The sequence below is a fragment of the Serratia sp. LSHTC3 genome (genome assembly GCF_057197125.1).
This window is the reverse complement of sequence record NZ_JBXUNP010000001.1, coordinates 1,370,234-1,385,069: the sequence shown is the minus strand read 5'-3', so window position 1 is coordinate 1,385,069 and position 14,836 is coordinate 1,370,234. Positions and strand designations below refer to the sequence as shown.

15 protein-coding genes are annotated in these 14,836 nt (G+C 61.3%); 10 read left to right on the top strand and 5 right to left on the bottom strand.

Going from position 1 to position 14,836, the window contains the following annotated elements; all coding sequences use genetic code 11:
• Positions 1-96 precede the first annotated feature (96 nt).
• Both AC2CGI_RS06600 and AC2CGI_RS06595 read right to left on the bottom strand, forming a co-directional pair.
• Positions 97-1,977 (bottom strand): potassium transporter Kup, encoded by a 1,881-nt coding sequence (locus AC2CGI_RS06600; protein WP_076741208.1) that lies wholly within the window; start codon positions 1,975-1,977, stop codon positions 97-99.
• A 256-nt stretch (positions 1,978-2,233) separates the two neighbouring features.
• Entirely contained in the window at positions 2,234-3,163 is a 930-nt protein-coding gene (locus tag AC2CGI_RS06595) for a LysR substrate-binding domain-containing protein (protein WP_021503754.1), read from the bottom strand.
• 169 nt (positions 3,164-3,332) lie between these two features.
• Between AC2CGI_RS06595 and AC2CGI_RS06590 the strand changes: the two genes are divergently transcribed.
• The 9 genes from AC2CGI_RS06590 to AC2CGI_RS06550 all read left to right on the top strand — a co-directional run bounded on the left by AC2CGI_RS06590 (position 3,333) and on the right by AC2CGI_RS06550 (position 10,766).
• Entirely contained in the window at positions 3,333-4,283 is a 951-nt protein-coding gene (locus tag AC2CGI_RS06590; RefSeq protein WP_021503755.1) for a branched-chain amino acid ABC transporter permease, read from the top strand.
• A 10-nt stretch (positions 4,284-4,293) separates the two neighbouring features.
• Positions 4,294-5,406, top strand: coding sequence for an ABC transporter permease subunit (locus AC2CGI_RS06585; protein WP_075684418.1), 1,113 nt, complete (start codon positions 4,294-4,296; stop codon positions 5,404-5,406).
• Complete coding sequence (locus AC2CGI_RS06580) at positions 5,403-6,173, top strand: ABC transporter ATP-binding protein (RefSeq protein ID WP_021503757.1); 771 nt, start codon at positions 5,403-5,405, stop codon at positions 6,171-6,173. Before AC2CGI_RS06585 ends, AC2CGI_RS06580 begins: the two co-directional genes overlap by 4 nt.
• Positions 6,166-6,879, top strand: coding sequence for an ABC transporter ATP-binding protein (locus AC2CGI_RS06575; RefSeq protein ID WP_015377959.1), 714 nt, complete (start codon positions 6,166-6,168; stop codon positions 6,877-6,879). The genes AC2CGI_RS06580 and AC2CGI_RS06575 overlap by 8 nt, the downstream gene beginning before the upstream one ends.
• Before the next feature lie 76 nt (positions 6,880-6,955).
• A complete protein-coding gene (locus tag AC2CGI_RS06570; protein WP_370456115.1) occupies positions 6,956-8,065 on the top strand; it encodes a branched-chain amino acid ABC transporter substrate-binding protein in 1,110 nt (369 codons plus the stop codon).
• An 18-nt stretch (positions 8,066-8,083) separates the two neighbouring features.
• Positions 8,084-8,575, top strand: coding sequence for an L-2-amino-thiazoline-4-carboxylic acid hydrolase (locus AC2CGI_RS06565; protein ID WP_044031168.1), 492 nt, complete (start codon positions 8,084-8,086; stop codon positions 8,573-8,575).
• A complete protein-coding gene (locus tag AC2CGI_RS06560) occupies positions 8,572-9,798 on the top strand; it encodes a Zn-dependent hydrolase (protein WP_076741206.1) in 1,227 nt (408 codons plus the stop codon). Before AC2CGI_RS06565 ends, AC2CGI_RS06560 begins: the two co-directional genes overlap by 4 nt.
• An 83-nt stretch (positions 9,799-9,881) precedes the next feature.
• Positions 9,882-10,229, top strand: coding sequence for an ArsR/SmtB family transcription factor (locus AC2CGI_RS06555; protein WP_004938187.1), 348 nt, complete (start codon positions 9,882-9,884; stop codon positions 10,227-10,229).
• 3 nt (positions 10,230-10,232) lie between these two features.
• Positions 10,233-10,766, top strand: a complete 534-nt coding sequence (locus AC2CGI_RS06550; RefSeq protein ID WP_076741205.1) for an SRPBCC family protein — start codon at positions 10,233-10,235, stop codon at positions 10,764-10,766.
• Here the strand turns inward: AC2CGI_RS06550 and AC2CGI_RS06545 are convergent, their stop codons facing one another.
• The 3 genes from AC2CGI_RS06545 to AC2CGI_RS06535 all read right to left on the bottom strand — a co-directional run bounded on the left by AC2CGI_RS06545 (position 10,767) and on the right by AC2CGI_RS06535 (position 14,177).
• Positions 10,767-11,795, bottom strand: a complete 1,029-nt coding sequence (locus AC2CGI_RS06545) for a transporter (RefSeq protein WP_076741204.1) — start codon at positions 11,793-11,795, stop codon at positions 10,767-10,769. It lies immediately after the preceding gene.
• 212 nt (positions 11,796-12,007) lie between these two features.
• Positions 12,008-13,438, bottom strand: coding sequence for an SH3 domain-containing C40 family peptidase (locus AC2CGI_RS06540; protein WP_033650062.1), 1,431 nt, complete (start codon positions 13,436-13,438; stop codon positions 12,008-12,010).
• 151 nt (positions 13,439-13,589) lie between these two features.
• Entirely contained in the window at positions 13,590-14,177 is a 588-nt protein-coding gene (locus AC2CGI_RS06535) for a hypothetical protein (RefSeq protein WP_021503763.1), read from the bottom strand.
• A 170-nt stretch (positions 14,178-14,347) separates the two neighbouring features.
• Between AC2CGI_RS06535 and nudI the strand changes: the two genes are divergently transcribed.
• Positions 14,348-14,773 carry a nucleoside triphosphatase NudI gene (nudI, locus tag AC2CGI_RS06530; RefSeq protein WP_076741203.1) on the top strand — a complete coding sequence of 142 codons (426 nt, stop codon included), beginning with the start codon at positions 14,348-14,350 and terminating at the stop codon, positions 14,771-14,773.
• Positions 14,774-14,836: the final 63 nt, after the last annotated feature.

The following is a 14,836-nucleotide window of genomic DNA, read 5'->3' as shown; positions in this document are numbered from 1 at the left end:
ACAATCCGTTTCTTGTCAGGTTATGGCGGCCAGCAATGAAATGCAAACCGCGTTGTGTGATGCAAGCCGCAATTGCGGCGATGCCTTTTTCGCGCCCTATACCGGCACGCGGCGGCTAATCTCCACCACCTGATCGCTGGGCAGGTAGTAATAATCCGTGACGTGCATGCCGTTGCGCACCATCAGCGCGAACAGGTTGCGCTGCCAGGATGGCAACCGGTCGTTCGCTTCGCGGCGCACCACGGTCTCGTGCCCGAGATAGTAGGTCGCCTCGTCGAAGTTCAGACCGGATTTCTGCGCCTCGACGTGCTGCAACAGCTGCGGGATGTTAGGCCGCTCCATAAAGCCATAGCTGGCCACGCCGCACCAAAAGCCCGGCGACAGCTCGCGCATTACCAACCGTTCAGCATTCGAGACCCGTGGCTCATTGACGATGGCAATGGTGAGCGCCAGCACGTTGGCGTGCAGCGAACCGTTACGCTTGACCTGCCATTTCATCACCGGCGGCGTCCCCTGCAGGCTGCGAGTCAGGAATACCGCGGTGCCCGGCACGCGCGGCACGGATTCGCGGCGGATTTTCTCCAGGAAATCCTCTACCGGCACTGTCGTTTCACCGAGGGTGCGCGCGGCCGCCAGCACCCCGCGATGCCAGACCAGCATCACGGTATAGACCGCGGCGGCCAACAGCAGCGGGATATAACCGCCCTGCAGCACTTTAGTCATGTTGGCCGTCAGGAAGCTCAAATCGACCACGAAGAAACCGCCCGCCATCAACAGGCTGGCGATCGGCCCCCAGCGCCACACCTCGCGCATGGCGACGAACAGCAGGCCGGTGGTCATGATCATGGTCAACGAGACGGCGATGCCGTAGGCGGCGGCCAGATTGTCCGACGATTTAAAGAACACGGTCAGGAACAGCGTCACCACCATCAGCAGCCAGTTGATGGCGCCAATGTAGATCTGCCCGTAACTTTCCTCGGTGGTTTGCTTGACCCGCAGCCGCGGCAGCCACCCCAGTTGGATCGCCTGCCGGGTCATGGAAAACGCACCGCTGATGATCGCCTGGCTGGCGATAATCGTCGCCAGCGTGGCCAGGATCACCAGCGGGATCAGCAGCGCCGGCGGGCATAAACGGAAGAAGATGTTCTGCGTGACATCGGCGCCGCTCAGGATCAGCGCGGCCTGACCGGCGTAGTTAAGCAACAGGCTGGGAAAAACGATGCCGAACCAGGCCAGCCAAATCGGCCGTTTGCCGAAATGCCCCATATCGGCATACAGCGCTTCGGCGCCGGTGACGCACAAAAATACGCCGCCCAGCACCAGGAAGCTGGTCAGTCCGTTGGAGAACAGGAAGTGAATGCCGTAGAGCGGGTTCAGCGCCAGCAAAACCGCCGGATGCTGGATGATGCCCCACACGCCCAACGCAGCGATAGACAGGAACCACAGCGCCATGATCGGCCCGAACACGCGGCCGATGCGCGCGGTACCCAACGGCTGAATGGCGAACAGACTGAGCAAAATCACCACCGCCGCCGGCAGAATATAGGGCTGCGACGCCGGCAGCACGATGTTCAACCCTTCGAGGGCCGAGAGCACCGAGATGGCCGGCGTGATGGCGCCGTCGCCGTAAATGAGCGCGGCGCCGAACAGGCCGGCGAACAGCACCAGCGGCCGGGATTTTCGCTTGCTGACCAGCAGCGACATCAGCGCCATGATGCCGCCCTCGCCGCGGTTGCCGATGCGCATGGCGAACATGGCGTATTTGAGAGAAGTGACGATCATCAGCGTCCAGAATATCAGCGACAGCAGGCCAAGGATCACCGGCGCCGAAGGCGCGTCGCCGGAGAGAAACAGCACGGTTTTCAGGGTGTACAGCGGGCTGGTGCCGATATCGCCGAACACCACGCCCAATGCGCCCAACGCCAGCGGCGCCAGCCCCGTCTTATTCACGGTTTCCGTATCATTGCCGACAGACATCTGCTCGCTCCTTGACGTTGCGCTGAGAGTGGGAATTGTTGTCACTTTATGGCCGTCGCGCCACGTGATCGGCAAGTTAAGCATAGCCGTCATCTTCGCCAGTGACAGTATCGCGCTTTGAAGCTTCAGCAATCATCGCCGGTGAGCAACGGTTTAAAAACGCCCACCCCGGAGGGCCTATCACTTTCCTGTTGGCGTGGCGCGCGTCGTGGGAAAGTGAAATGAACGTCCGGCTCTCCCCTGTTTAAGCCCGGTGTTACGCGAGCCGGCTCTCATCGGCTTCGCGGCGCAGCCACTGCCGCAGATTTTCGCCTTCCTGCGACAGCTCGCTATCCAGTCGAGCGCACAGGTAATAATCGCGGCCGTCATCGATCGGCAGATCGAACATTTTGATCAACTCACCGCTCTCAAGGTAGTGGGCGATTAACGGTTCACGCATCAACGCGCACCCTAACCCCGCCTGCACCGCCGCCAACGTCAACAATCCATCCTCGAACATCGGGCCGATACTGCGCAGCGGGCGCTTGACGCCGGCCTGCTGAAACCATTGCATCCAGGTATTGCGCTCCTCGTCATGCAGCAGCGGCAGCGTCGCCAGCTGATCCGGCGTATCGAGCAGACCGTGCAGTTTACTGAATGCCCGGCTGCACACCGGCACCATTTTTCCGGACATAAGCTTCTCGCTGCGATAGCCGGTCCACTGCCCGACCCCGAAGCGGATCGACAGATCGGCGGCGTCGCTCAGGTAATTGCGGTGGTTGGCGTAGACCACATTGATGTCGATATCCGGGTTTTCGCGCAGAAAACCGCGCAGCCGCGGAATGAACCAGCCCATGCCGAACAGCGGGATCAGGCTGATGGTCACCTGCCGCGACGCGGATTGTTCACGCACGTGTTCGGTCGCCTGCCGCAGCACGTTGAACGCCGAGCGAATCGAACGGTAGTACTCCCGCCCCTCGCTGCGCAGCACCAGGTTGCGCCCCTGCCGTTCGGTCAACGGCATCTGCAAAAATGCCTCCAGCGTTTTGAGTTGATGACTGACCGCCGAAGGCGAAATCATCAGCTCGTTGGCCGCCGCGCTGATGCCACCCAGGCGCGCGATGGCCTCGAACGCCCGCACGGCGCGCAGCGGCGGATCGTTCGGCAGCATCGGCAATGGCTCATCGTACTGTTCTGTTTTTTTCATATATTGACTGTTTTTGGGAAATCGACACTGAAGGAATGGATTCAATATACATAAAAATCAATGCATTAAAATCACTCGTTTTTTGTATAAGAAAGTATTTTTCCGTATTTTACAATTTTTTTAAATTCTCTACTGTGAGCCTCTGACTCATTATCTCCGGACTCTCCTTATGGATACGCTGGTACAGCAAACCGTCAACGGTTTGATGCTCGGCAGCATTTATGCGCTGATCGCGCTCGGCTACACCATGGTGTACGGCATCCTGCGCATCATCAACTTCGCGCACGGCGACGTGCTGATGGTCGGGGCGCTGAGCGCGCTGTCGGCGATAAGCGTGTTGCAACACCACTTTCCCGCGTTATCGCCCTACGCCACGCTGCTGCTGGCGGCCCTGTTCGCCATGGCGGTCTGCGCCATCACCTCGATGGCGATCGAGCGTCTGGCCTATCGCCGGTTGCGTAATGCACCGCGCCTGGCCCCGCTGATCAGCGGCATCGGCGTCTCGCTGCTGTTGCAAACCCTGGCGATGCTGATCTGGTCACGCAATCCCCTGATGTTTCCGCAGCTGTTGCCGATGACGCCCATCGCCCTGACCGCAGGCAGCGCCGAACATGCGCCGGCGGTGATCACCGGCACGGCGATCGTCACGCTGGCGGTGGCCGTAGCGGTGATGGCCGGCCTCTGGCTGCTGGTCGAACACAGCCGTTTCGGCCGCGCCATGCGCGCCACGGCAGAAAACCCGCAGGTCGCCGGCCTGATGGGCATCAGTCCTGACCGCATCATCGTTCTGACCTTCGCGCTCGGCGGCGCGCTGGCGGCGGTCGCCGGCATCATGATGGCCAGCAACTACGGCAATGCCGGTTTCTCGATGGGCTTTCTGCCCGGCATCAAGGCGTTTACTGCCGCCGTGCTCGGCGGCATCGGCAACCTGCGCGGCGCGATGCTCGGCGGATTGCTGCTGGGCCTGTTCGAATCGCTGGGCACCGGCTATCTCGGCGAGCTGACCGGCGGCGTGTTCGGCAGCAACTACCAGGACGTGTTCGCGTTTCTGGTGCTGATCGCCGTGCTGGTTTTCCGCCCCTCCGGGCTGTTGGGCGAACGCATCGCCACGCGCGCATAAGGACATCACGATGACCGTTTTGACTCCCCCCGCTCCTCTGGCCACGCCGCGTCGCGCCGGGCTGGGGCTGACGTTGTTCATTCTCGCCCTGCTGCTGGCGCCCTGGGTGGCGGGCGCCGCCGGCGGCAACTATTGGGTGCGCGTTGTCGACTTCGCCTTGCTGTACCTGATGCTGGCGCTCGGGCTGAACATCGTGGTGGGCATGACCGGATTGCTGGACATGGGCTTTATCGCTTTTTACGCCGTTGGCGCCTATCTGGCCGCGCTGCTGTCGTCACCGCATCTGACGCAGCAGTTCCCGCTGCTGCTGCAGTGGTTCCCCGACGGACTGCATCTGTCGATGCTGTGGCTGATCCCGCTGGCGGCGCTGCTGGCGGCGGCGTGCGGCATCCTGCTCGGCGCGCCGACGCTGCGGCTGCGCGGCGATTATCTGGCGATCGTCACGCTGGGCTTTGGCGAGATCGTGCGCATTCTGATGCGCAACCTGGATCGCCCGGTCAACCTCACCAACGGCCCCAAAGGCATTTCCGGCGTCGATCCGGTCAGCCTGTTCGGCCTGAAGTTTTCCGGCATGCATGAGTGGTTCGGCGTGCGTTTTTCCGGCCTGTACCTGTATTACTACCTGTTCGCCGCGCTGCTTCTGGCGATCCTGTTTATCAGCCTGCGGCTGCAGAATTCGCGCATTGGCCGCGCATGGACGGCGATCCGCGAAGACGAGGACGCCGCGCGGGCGATGGGCATCAACACCCGCAACTTCAAGCTGCTGGCCTTCGCCATCGGCGCCACCTTCGGCGGCGTGGCCGGCGCGCTGTTCGCCGCGTTTCAAGGCTTCGTGTCGCCGGAATCCTTCACCCTGCAGGAATCGATCGCCGTACTGGCGATGGTGGTGCTCGGCGGTATGGGGCACATCCCCGGCGTGATCCTGGGCGCGCTGCTGCTGGCCGCCCTGCCGGAGCTGCTGCGCAGCAGCATGGGGCCGCTGCAGCAGGCGCTGTTCGGCCAGGTGCTGATCGACCCGGAAATCATCCGCCAACTGTTCTACGGCCTGGCGCTGATCCTGGTGATGCTGTATCGCCCGGCGGGCCTATGGCCGGCTCGCCATGCCGGGAGGAACGCCGCATGACGCCGCTGCTCACTTTAAATCACGTCAGCAAACGTTTCGGCGGCCTGACGGCGGTGGATGACGTCAGCATGAGCATCCGCCAGGGGGAAATCTACGGCCTGATCGGGCCGAACGGCGCCGGCAAAACCACCTGCTTCAACCTGATCACCGGCCTGTATCGCGCCGACGAGGGCGAGTTCAGCCTGTTGGGCCAGCGCTATAAACCGCAGGCCATCGACAAAGTGGCGCAGGCCGGCATCGCCCGCACCTTCCAGAACCTGCGGTTGTTCAACGAAATGAGCGTGCTGGAAAACGTGATGGTCGGCTGCCATGTGCGCACCCGCAACGGCCTGTGGGCGGCGATCGCTCGCCACGGGCGCGCTAAAGAGGAGGAACAGGCGGTGCGCGATAAATCTCATGCGCTGCTGGAATACGTCGGCATCAGCCAATTCGCCCATTACCGCGCCGGCGATCTCGCCTATGGCCACCAACGCCGTCTGGAGATTGCCCGCGCGCTGGCGACCGAGCCCCGGCTGCTGGCGCTGGATGAACCGGCGGCCGGCATGAACGCCGGTGAAAAAGTGGCGCTGCGCGAGCTGCTGCTGCGCATCCGCGACAGCGGTAAAACGCTGCTGCTGATCGAACACGACGTCAAACTGGTGATGGGTCTGTGCGATCGGCTGACGGTGCTGGATTACGGCAAAGCGATCGCCGAAGGCGAGCCGGCGCAGGTGCGGCGTGAACCGGCGGTCATTCAGGCCTATCTGGGAGGCGGCGCGCATGTCTGAAGCCCTGCTGAGCGTTAAACGACTCAAAGTGTCTTATGGCGGCATTCATGCGGTCAAAGGCATCGATTTTATGGTCAACGCCGGCGAACAGGTGACGCTGATCGGCGCCAATGGCGCGGGCAAGACCTCCAGCCTGCGAGCGCTGACCGGCCTGCAGCCGTTCGAAGGCGACATCCTGTTCGACGGTTTCTCGATTCGCGGCGTGCCGCCGCACCGGTTGCTGCAACGGGGGCTGGTGATGGTGCCGGAGGGACGCGGCATTTTCACCCGTTTGACGGTACGGGAGAACCTGCAGCTCGGCGCCTATGCGCGGCGCGACAAATCGGCGGTGCGGCAAGATTTCGAACGGGTGTGCGCCACCTTCCCGCGGCTGAGCGAGCGTCTGCACCAACCGGCCGGGCTACTTTCGGGCGGTGAACAGCAGATGGTGGCGATGGGCCGCGCGCTGCTCAGCCGCCCGCGGTTGCTGATATTGGACGAACCCTCGATGGGGCTGGCGCCGATTGTGGTGGAAGCCATTTTCACGGTCATCAAGCAGTTAGCCCGTGACGGCGTCACGCTACTATTGGTCGAGCAGAACGCCCGCCTGGCGCTGGAGTCCACCGATCGCGCCTATGTGTTGGACAGCGGCAGCCTGAGCCACAGCGGCCGTTCCGCCGACATGCTGGACGATGAAAAAATCAAACAGATCTATTTGGGTGAATAACCGTTGTTTCTTTTAACCGCACCAGGAGTATGACATGCAACAGAACATTCGCATCAAACCGTTGGCGCTGGCTGCCATGACAATGATTCTTAGCCTCCCGGCGCTGGCGGCCGACACCGTGCTGATCGGCCTGGCCGGGCCGCTGACCGGCCCTTCCGCGCGCATCGGCAAAGATCTCGAAAACGGCGCGCAACTGGCGATCGCCGACGCTAACGCGCAGAAACCGACGCTGAACGGCAAACCGGTCACCTTCAAACTGGTGTCCGAGGATGACCAGTCCGATCCGCGCACCGCCGTGGCCGTGGCGCAGCGTTTGGTCGACGAAGGCGTCGCCGGCGTGGTCGGCCACTGGAACACCGGCACCAGCATCCCGGCGGCGCGCATCTATCACGACGCCGGCATCGCCCAGGTGGCGCCGGTCGCCACCGGTCACGGCTATACGCAACAAGGTTTTGACACCAGCTTTCGCGTGATGGGCCACGACGACGACGGCGGCAACTACGCCGGGCAATATGCGGTGAAGACGCTGAAAGCCAAGCGCATCGCGGTGATCGACGATCGCACCGCTTTCGGCCAGGGGCTGGCGGACGAATTCATCAAATCGCTGCAGGCCCAGGGCGTGCAGCCGGTCGCCCGTGAATACGTCGATGACAAGACCGTCGATTTCAGCGCCGTGCTGACCACCGTGCGCAGCAAAAACGCCGATCTGATCTTCTTTGGCGGCGTAGATTCCCAGGCGGCGCCGCTGGCGCGCAAACTGAAACAGCTGGGCATGAACGCGCAACTGATGGGCGCCGGCGGCTTTGTCAGCCAAACCTTCCTGACGCTGGCGCAGCAGGAAGGTGAAGGCGTCGTTGCGTTGGAGCCGGGGCTGCCGCTGGAACAGATGCCGGGCGGCAAGGCGTTTGAGCAAGCCTACCGCGATCGTTATCACACCCACATCGAACTGCATGCGCCCTTCGCCTACGACGCCACCCGGGTGCTGATCGCCGCCATTGAGCAAGCCGATTCGGCCAACCCGGCCGATTATCTGCCGAAACTGCGCGCCATACATTATCAGGGCGTGACCGGTGACATCGCCTTCGATGCGCAGGGCAACCTGCAACAGCCGAGCTTCACCCTGTACCGGGTGGTCGACGGCAAATGGCAGCCGCAAACCGTGTTGGGCGGCGCCAAACCACAATAAATCAAGAGGAGCAAGGCGATGAGCTGTGCAAACAACGAGTTGGGCATTTTGGCCCGCAGAAAAATCGAGGCGGAGATCATCAAGCCGATCTACCAGATTCTGGTGCGTGAAATCGGCAAGGCGCGCGCCCAGGCGGTGATCGGCGAGGCCATCGAGAATGCCGCCATCGCGGCGGGCAAACAGTTCGCCGCTCAGGAACCGAACGGCGCGGATCTGCGCAGCTTCGCCGCCTTGCAGTACCTGTGGGAAAAAGACGATGCGCTGCGCGTCGAGGTGATCAATCAGGACGAACAGCACTTCGACTATAACGTCACCCGCTGCCGCTACGCCGAGATGTATCACGAGATGGGGCTGGGGGAGATCGGCCACCTGCTCTCCTGCGCTCGCGACAGCCAGTTTATCGTCGGCTATGCGCCTGACGTTGAACTGCAGCGCAGCCAGACCATCATGTCCGGCGCCCCCTGCTGCGATTTCCGCTACACCGCTAAAACGCCGGGAGAAAAGCAATGACGTATCGGGTCAACGGCGAGCGCCTGTGGCAAAGCCTGCAGACGATGGCGCAGTTCGGCGCCATCGCTGACAACGGCGTCACCCGCCTGGCGCTCAGCGAAGAGGATCGTCAGGCGCGCGACCAGCTGCACCGGTGGGCGCTGGAGGCCGGTTGCAGCGTGCGCGTCGATCGGATGGGCAACATGTTCCTGCGCCGTGAAGGCACGCGGCCCGAACTGGCGCCGGTCGTCACCGGTTCTCACGGCGACTCGCAGCCCCGCGGCGGCCGTTTCGACGGCATCTACGGCGTGCTGGCCGGATTGGAGATTATTCGCAGCCTCAACGATCGGCAGATCGTCACCGAACGCGCGATTGAAGTGATCAACTGGACCAACGAAGAAGGCGCCCGCTTCGCGCCGGCGATGATCGCCTCCGGCGTGTTCGCCGGGGTATTCGACCTGGAATACGGCCTGACGCGCCGCGACGAGCACGGCGTCAGCCTCGGCGAGGCGCTGGAGCGCATCGGCTACGCCGGCGAGTATCCGGTGGGCGGCGCGCCGATCCATGCCGCCTTCGAGTTGCACATCGAACAGGGGCCGATTCTGGAAGCGGAGCATCTCGACATCGGCGTGGTGACCGCCGCACAAGGGCAGCGCTGGTATGAACTGGAGGTCGTCGGCTTCAGCGCCCATGCCGGCACCACGCCGATGGACCGCCGCCGCGACGCCCTGCTGGGCTTTGCGTCGCTGGTCACAGCGGTCAATCGCATCGGCTGGGATTTCGCGCCCGACGCGCGCGCCACGGTGGGCATGGCGCAAATTACCCCCAATTCACGCAACGTGGTGCCGGGACGCGTCTTTTTCAGCGTCGAATTCCGCCATCCAGAGGAGTCAATTCTGGAGCAGATGGAGCAGCGCCTGCTGGCGGCGGTGAACGCCGTCAACGACGGCAGCCTGACCGCGCGCGCCGAGCGCATCTTCCAGTATCCCCCGGTCGCTTTCGATCGGGGCTGCATCGACAGCGTACGTCATGCCGCGCAAGCGTTGGGCTATCGCCATCGCGACATGATTTCCGGCGCCGGCCACGATGCCTGTTACCTTAACCGCGTCGCTCCGACCGCCATGATTTTCATTCCCTGCGTGGACGGCATCAGCCACAACGAGCGGGAAGATATCACCCCCGCCTGGGCCGCCGCCGGCGCCGACGTATTGCTGAACGCCCTGCTGGCGCACGCCGGCGCCTGATCCTCGCCCCGGTTTCTCGCCGGGGCAAAAAAATATTCAACAAAACGGTTGAATATTAGCCCGCCTGTTCTATATTCAACCATATGGTTGAATTATCTTCCTCACAGCTGGACGCCATTTTTCATGCGCTGGCCGACCCGACCCGCCGCTCGATGTTACGCGCGCTGGCCGGCGGTGAGCGCAGCATCGGCGAACTGGCCGCGCCGCTGCAGATGTCGTTCGCCGGCGCCTCCAAGCACGTGAAAGCACTGGAACATGCGGGCCTGGTGCAACGCACCGTGCAAGGAAGAAACCATATCTGCCGGCTCGAACCCGAGCCTATGGCGCAGGCCATGCACTGGCTGCAAACCTATGAACATTTCTGGACTGAACGGCTGGATGCGCTCGAACAGGCGCTGCTGCAGCCCGAACAGCTTCCTCCCAAGGAGTGAACCATGAATGATTACGGCATGATTATCGAACCCGGCACGCTGCGCATCCAGCGGCTGCTGCCCGGTCCCATCGAGCGGGTGTGGGCTTACCTGACCGAATCCGACAAGCGCGCCACCTGGCTGGCGGCCGGCGCCATGAAGTTGGAAAACGGCGCGCCGCTGGAGCTGGAGTTTCGCAACTCCGATCTGGCGGGCGAGCACGAGCCACCGCCGGCCAAGTACAAACAGCACGGCGGCTGCGTCAGCAACCGCGGCCACATCACCTGCCTGTTCCCGCCGCGCCTGCTGAGCTTTACCTGGGCCGAACAGGATCAGGGCCGCCCTTCCGAGGTGACCTTCGAGCTGACGGAACAGGGAAACGCGGTGCTGCTGACGGTCACCCACCGGCGCCTGGCCAACCGCGACGAGATGCTCAGCGTCGCCGGCGGCTGGCACACCCATCTGGATATCCTGCTGGATCGTCTGCACGATCGGGCGCCGCAGCCGTTCTGGAGCACCCATGCCCGGCTGGAAGCAGAGTACCGCGCCCGCCTGTAATTACGACTCGTCCCTGCGCCTGAACGCCAGATAACCGGCGATCAGCGTAAAACTGCCGACCAGCAACACCAGCAGGATAAAACCGTGGTGATTGCTGGCCAGCGGTATCCCTCCGACGTTCATGCCGAAGAAACCGGCGACGATGTTGATCGGCAACGCCAGCACGGTGATCACCGTCAGGGTGTAGAGCGTACGGTTATTCTGCTCCATCAGCTTGGCGCCCAGTTCTTCCTGCAGCAGCCGGATGCGTTCGGTCAGGCTGGCGAGATCGTTCAACACCACGGTGAACTCTTCGGTAAACTGCCGCAGATCCTGCACCACCTCGCGGCTCAGCCAGGCCGGCGGCCGGTTCAACAGGCGAAACAGCGCGGCCGGTTCCGGCGCCAACAGGCGCTGAAAGCGCAATAACATGCGGCGCATGCGCCCCAGCTCGGCGCGGTTGCGCTTGACGCGGCGGGTCAGCAGGCGATCCTCGATGGTATCGACATACTGGTTAGTCTGCCGCACCACCTGCTCCAGCACGTCCTCCTGCTCTTCCAGCAGGTGCGCCAGCAGCTCGGTAGACGATGCCAGCTCCAGCGCCGTCAGCCGGCCAAGCAGCCGTTCAATCAATCGCACCGGTTTGTGACGCACGGTGACCACCAGCCCACGGCAGCAATAGAGCCATAGCGTCGCCGTTTCCGGGTTGCTGTCCTCAGGGTGGAAAATCACGTCGTTGAGCACCGCGAACAGATCGTCGCCCTGGCGCTCGATGCGCGTGGTGTGGGAACCGTGCCGAATTTCATGGAAGAAAAAATCGGAAATGGCGAAATGGTTTTTCAGCCACTTCTCCGCCGCCGCGTGGTTGAGATTGAGGTGCAGCCAGATAAAACCGTCGCCGGGCGACAATGTTTGGTAAGCCTGGCAAACCTGCTGCGAGTTCAGGCGCGCCGGCGGCTCGCCGGAGCGAAACGCATGGCCGTAGATCAGCCCGGTCACTTCATCATCAAAATCCAGCTTATGCATCTTTTCCGCTGCCGTTTGCACCATAACGCCTTATCCTGCCTATGGCCGTTAGCCCAGATCGTCCACGCTGTTATAACAATCTTTATCGCTCGGCGTTAATGATTTTCAACGCTCTTGCTCATTAATATTTTCGTCATAAAAACGTCATTTCATTTTAAAAGTTTTCATCCCCTGCCCGTTCAGCAACCGCACAAACGGGGCCGCATTCGCGGTCGCTTTATCAGCTAAAGAATGGGCTATTCAATAAATCCCAGTTTGAACTGCGCCTTGCCCGCCAGCGACATCAGGCTCGCATCTTCAGGATAGGTCGCCAGCAGCGGGAAAAAGACTGCGCCGCCGATAATGCTGCGGCGCTTTGAATCTGCCGGGCGCAGCCCCCAGATATTCTGGTACGTCATCGGTACAACCTGGCCGTCAACGAGCGCATTGCCGATATACAGCATGATATGGCCCGGAATATAAACCAGCGTGGTGAAGGGTTTGCCGTGATCTTTGAGATAGCGCAGCCGTTCACGGGTGTTCGCTTGAGCAAGATCAACCACCCGGGTGGCCGCCTGTATCTGCGCGGCGGAATTTCTGGGAAGAAAGAGGCCAAAAGGCATCAACAGACTGCGCAGTTCGGCGGAGCAGTCATTATTGAAGTTATAGTTCCCCCAGCCATAAGGCCTGCCGCTCATTGACCGCATCAGTACGGCAAAATGTTCGGGCGTCATTTTCCACGGCATGGCGGCAAATTCCCCCTTCTTGACAACGATCCGGCGCATCTGTGCGCGGCCATCCTCTCGGCGTACCGGCACGGCGACCACAAAAAGACCCTGTCGGTGACGGTAAAATGGCAGGATCGTGCCGTGGCGCGCCGTAAAATAAAATTGGCCGCCGGCTTGCACCGAGACCGGCTGTTTAATGAATGCCCCCAGATTTTTCTCCGCCAGCGCCAGCCATTCGGTGACAAACTGCCGATCCACCGCCGCGATGTCTTCGCTATGCACCCATCCGATCACCGTTGGCGACGCGACGTAGTTCCAGCGTTTATCGCGGCTTTGCGTAATAACGTATACAGGCGTACCGGGACGGATAGATGAATCCTGTAAATTATCAAACGGATAACCCTGTCCAGCCAGGCGAGGATCGTCATAAGCCGGATCGGCCGTCGGCAGGATCCTGACCAGCGTTTCCCTGACTGCAATGCCCCTGCCCGCAGGATGGAACGCCTTATCCATGTCGGTCGACGCGTTATCTCTGACTTGCTGTTTCCAGCGGTCAGTGTGAGTCCTGAAGTTTTCCCCCCAGGAGACACTTTCACTTCCCAGGTATTTATCCATTGCGGCATCACGGCGGCTTTGCGCTTCACGGTTCAGGACGGAAGCGATGTAATGCGGATTCCAGGGGGATTGATCATTCGGCCCCATGCCAAAATAGTGGGATTTGAGGGCGGAGAAATGGCGCTGCTGCGCGGCGGCATCCATCACGGGCACCCGCCGTTGCGGGCCATAGGGGATCCATTTATCGACAGATTGCGAGTAGTTACCCAGCGGGAATAGCGATTTGGTCGCATCGATAGGGGTTGTCGCTACGGCGTCTTGAGGTGGCTCTCTGACCGGCGCACTATGGCAGGCCGACAGCAACAGAAGCATCATCAATACAAAGGGTTTTATTCCATTAGGCATTTTTTATCATCTCCGTGACAGGTGAAAATTTCTTCTTCATCCTGACCAGAAGTGATTGCAAATGATACTCAATAACACTATCGATTGACGCCCGGTTGAGGAACAAAACGCAAAAGCAAGCCCGCCCGCTTGCTCCTGCGCCCTCACATTCTCACCACGCCAACAGACGTTCCAGCGCCGCCGCCGGCCCTTTACGGCCGATAAGCGCCGCCCGATGCCAGATAGAGCCGCTGTCGCTCACCCACTGCTCGCTTACCCACTGGCGCCGGGCCAGGCTGCGCAGTGCCTGGATGCTGTCGACGGTGGTATACACCAGCCAGGCGCCGAACAATACGCCGGCCAAGGCGATCCACAGATTGACCGTTGCCGCCAGCTGCGCGATCAACAACAGCAACAGCGCCATCTGCAGTAAGGTTTTAGCGGTGAAAGCGCACAGAAAGAAGGTCCGCATTCGGTTTTCCAGCGCAAAACAGGGGTTGGTTAACACCTGGCGGGTTTCCTGTACCGGAATGCCTTGCACATAGACCATCCATTGCGAAGCCCGTCGGGGATTCATCGCCACGCCCTTTTCCGCCAGCTGGTGTAACCGCATCGAAACGGCGACCGGCCAGACGAGCGCGAGCAGCAGGCAATAGAAGAACGCCGCACTGACGCCGCACACGCCCAATCCGATCGCGGCCAGCACCGCCAGCAGAGCCTTGCCGGAGTAAAACCAAAACGGCACCACTTGGTAATTCATAAAGTTCCCTTTTAAGTCCATTAACCAGTCCGATAGATTACTCCCTTATCAAGGCGTTAAACGCGAGGGAACAAAAAATTTTTGCTGTTACGCAGAACGCGATCGGCCCCTCTATCCTGCGCCGCCAAACCTGCTAACCTGCGCATTTTGATTTTTGACAGGAGCCTTCCATGCGCCAACGCATCATTGTCTGCCCGCTGATTGAAAACGATAACGCCTTCCTGCTGTGTAAAATGGCCGCCCACAAAGGCGTGTTTCCCGGCCAGTGGGCGCTGTCCGGCGGCGGCGTCGAGCCGGGTGAACAAATAGAACAGGCGCTGCGGCGCGAAGTGCGCGAAGAGTTGGGCGCCGCGCTGATCCTCGACAACATCACGCCCTGGACTTTCCGCGATGATGTGCGCGTCAAAACTTACGCCGACGGCAGCCAGGAGCAAATCTACATGATTTACCTGATTTTCGACTGCCATGCCGCCAACCGCGACGTGACGATCAACGACGAGTTCGATGACTACGCCTGGGTGCCGCGCGAGCGCCTCGCGGACTACGATTTGAACGAGGCCACCCTCTTCACCCTGCGGCAAAAGGGATTGTTGTAACAGTTTGAGCGATTATCGCCCTATTTCCTTCACATTTGCCGGGCAGACTCTTTTGATATTTTT

Excerpts from the sequence above, each read along its gene's own strand:
- AC2CGI_RS06600 (WP_076741208.1), bottom strand. The coding sequence starts at position 1,977 with ATGTCTGTCGGCAATGATACGGAAACCGTGAATAAGACGGGGCTGGCG.
- AC2CGI_RS06595 (WP_021503754.1), bottom strand. The coding sequence starts at position 3,163 with ATGAAAAAAACAGAACAGTACGATGAGCCATTGCCGATGCTGCCGAAC.
- AC2CGI_RS06590 (WP_021503755.1), top strand. The coding sequence starts at position 3,333 with ATGGATACGCTGGTACAGCAAACCGTCAACGGTTTGATGCTCGGCAGC.
- AC2CGI_RS06585 (WP_075684418.1), top strand. The coding sequence starts at position 4,294 with ATGACCGTTTTGACTCCCCCCGCTCCTCTGGCCACGCCGCGTCGCGCC.
- AC2CGI_RS06580 (WP_021503757.1), top strand. The coding sequence starts at position 5,403 with ATGACGCCGCTGCTCACTTTAAATCACGTCAGCAAACGTTTCGGCGGC.
- AC2CGI_RS06575 (WP_015377959.1), top strand. The coding sequence starts at position 6,166 with ATGTCTGAAGCCCTGCTGAGCGTTAAACGACTCAAAGTGTCTTATGGC.
- AC2CGI_RS06570 (WP_370456115.1), top strand. The coding sequence starts at position 6,956 with ATGACAATGATTCTTAGCCTCCCGGCGCTGGCGGCCGACACCGTGCTG.
- AC2CGI_RS06565 (WP_044031168.1), top strand. The coding sequence starts at position 8,084 with ATGAGCTGTGCAAACAACGAGTTGGGCATTTTGGCCCGCAGAAAAATC.
- AC2CGI_RS06560 (WP_076741206.1), top strand. The coding sequence starts at position 8,572 with ATGACGTATCGGGTCAACGGCGAGCGCCTGTGGCAAAGCCTGCAGACG.
- AC2CGI_RS06555 (WP_004938187.1), top strand. The coding sequence starts at position 9,882 with ATGGTTGAATTATCTTCCTCACAGCTGGACGCCATTTTTCATGCGCTG.
- AC2CGI_RS06550 (WP_076741205.1), top strand. The coding sequence starts at position 10,233 with ATGAATGATTACGGCATGATTATCGAACCCGGCACGCTGCGCATCCAG.
- AC2CGI_RS06545 (WP_076741204.1), bottom strand. The coding sequence starts at position 11,795 with ATGGTGCAAACGGCAGCGGAAAAGATGCATAAGCTGGATTTTGATGAT.
- AC2CGI_RS06540 (WP_033650062.1), bottom strand. The coding sequence starts at position 13,438 with ATGCCTAATGGAATAAAACCCTTTGTATTGATGATGCTTCTGTTGCTG.
- AC2CGI_RS06535 (WP_021503763.1), bottom strand. The coding sequence starts at position 14,177 with ATGAATTACCAAGTGGTGCCGTTTTGGTTTTACTCCGGCAAGGCTCTG.
- nudI (WP_076741203.1), top strand. The coding sequence starts at position 14,348 with ATGCGCCAACGCATCATTGTCTGCCCGCTGATTGAAAACGATAACGCC.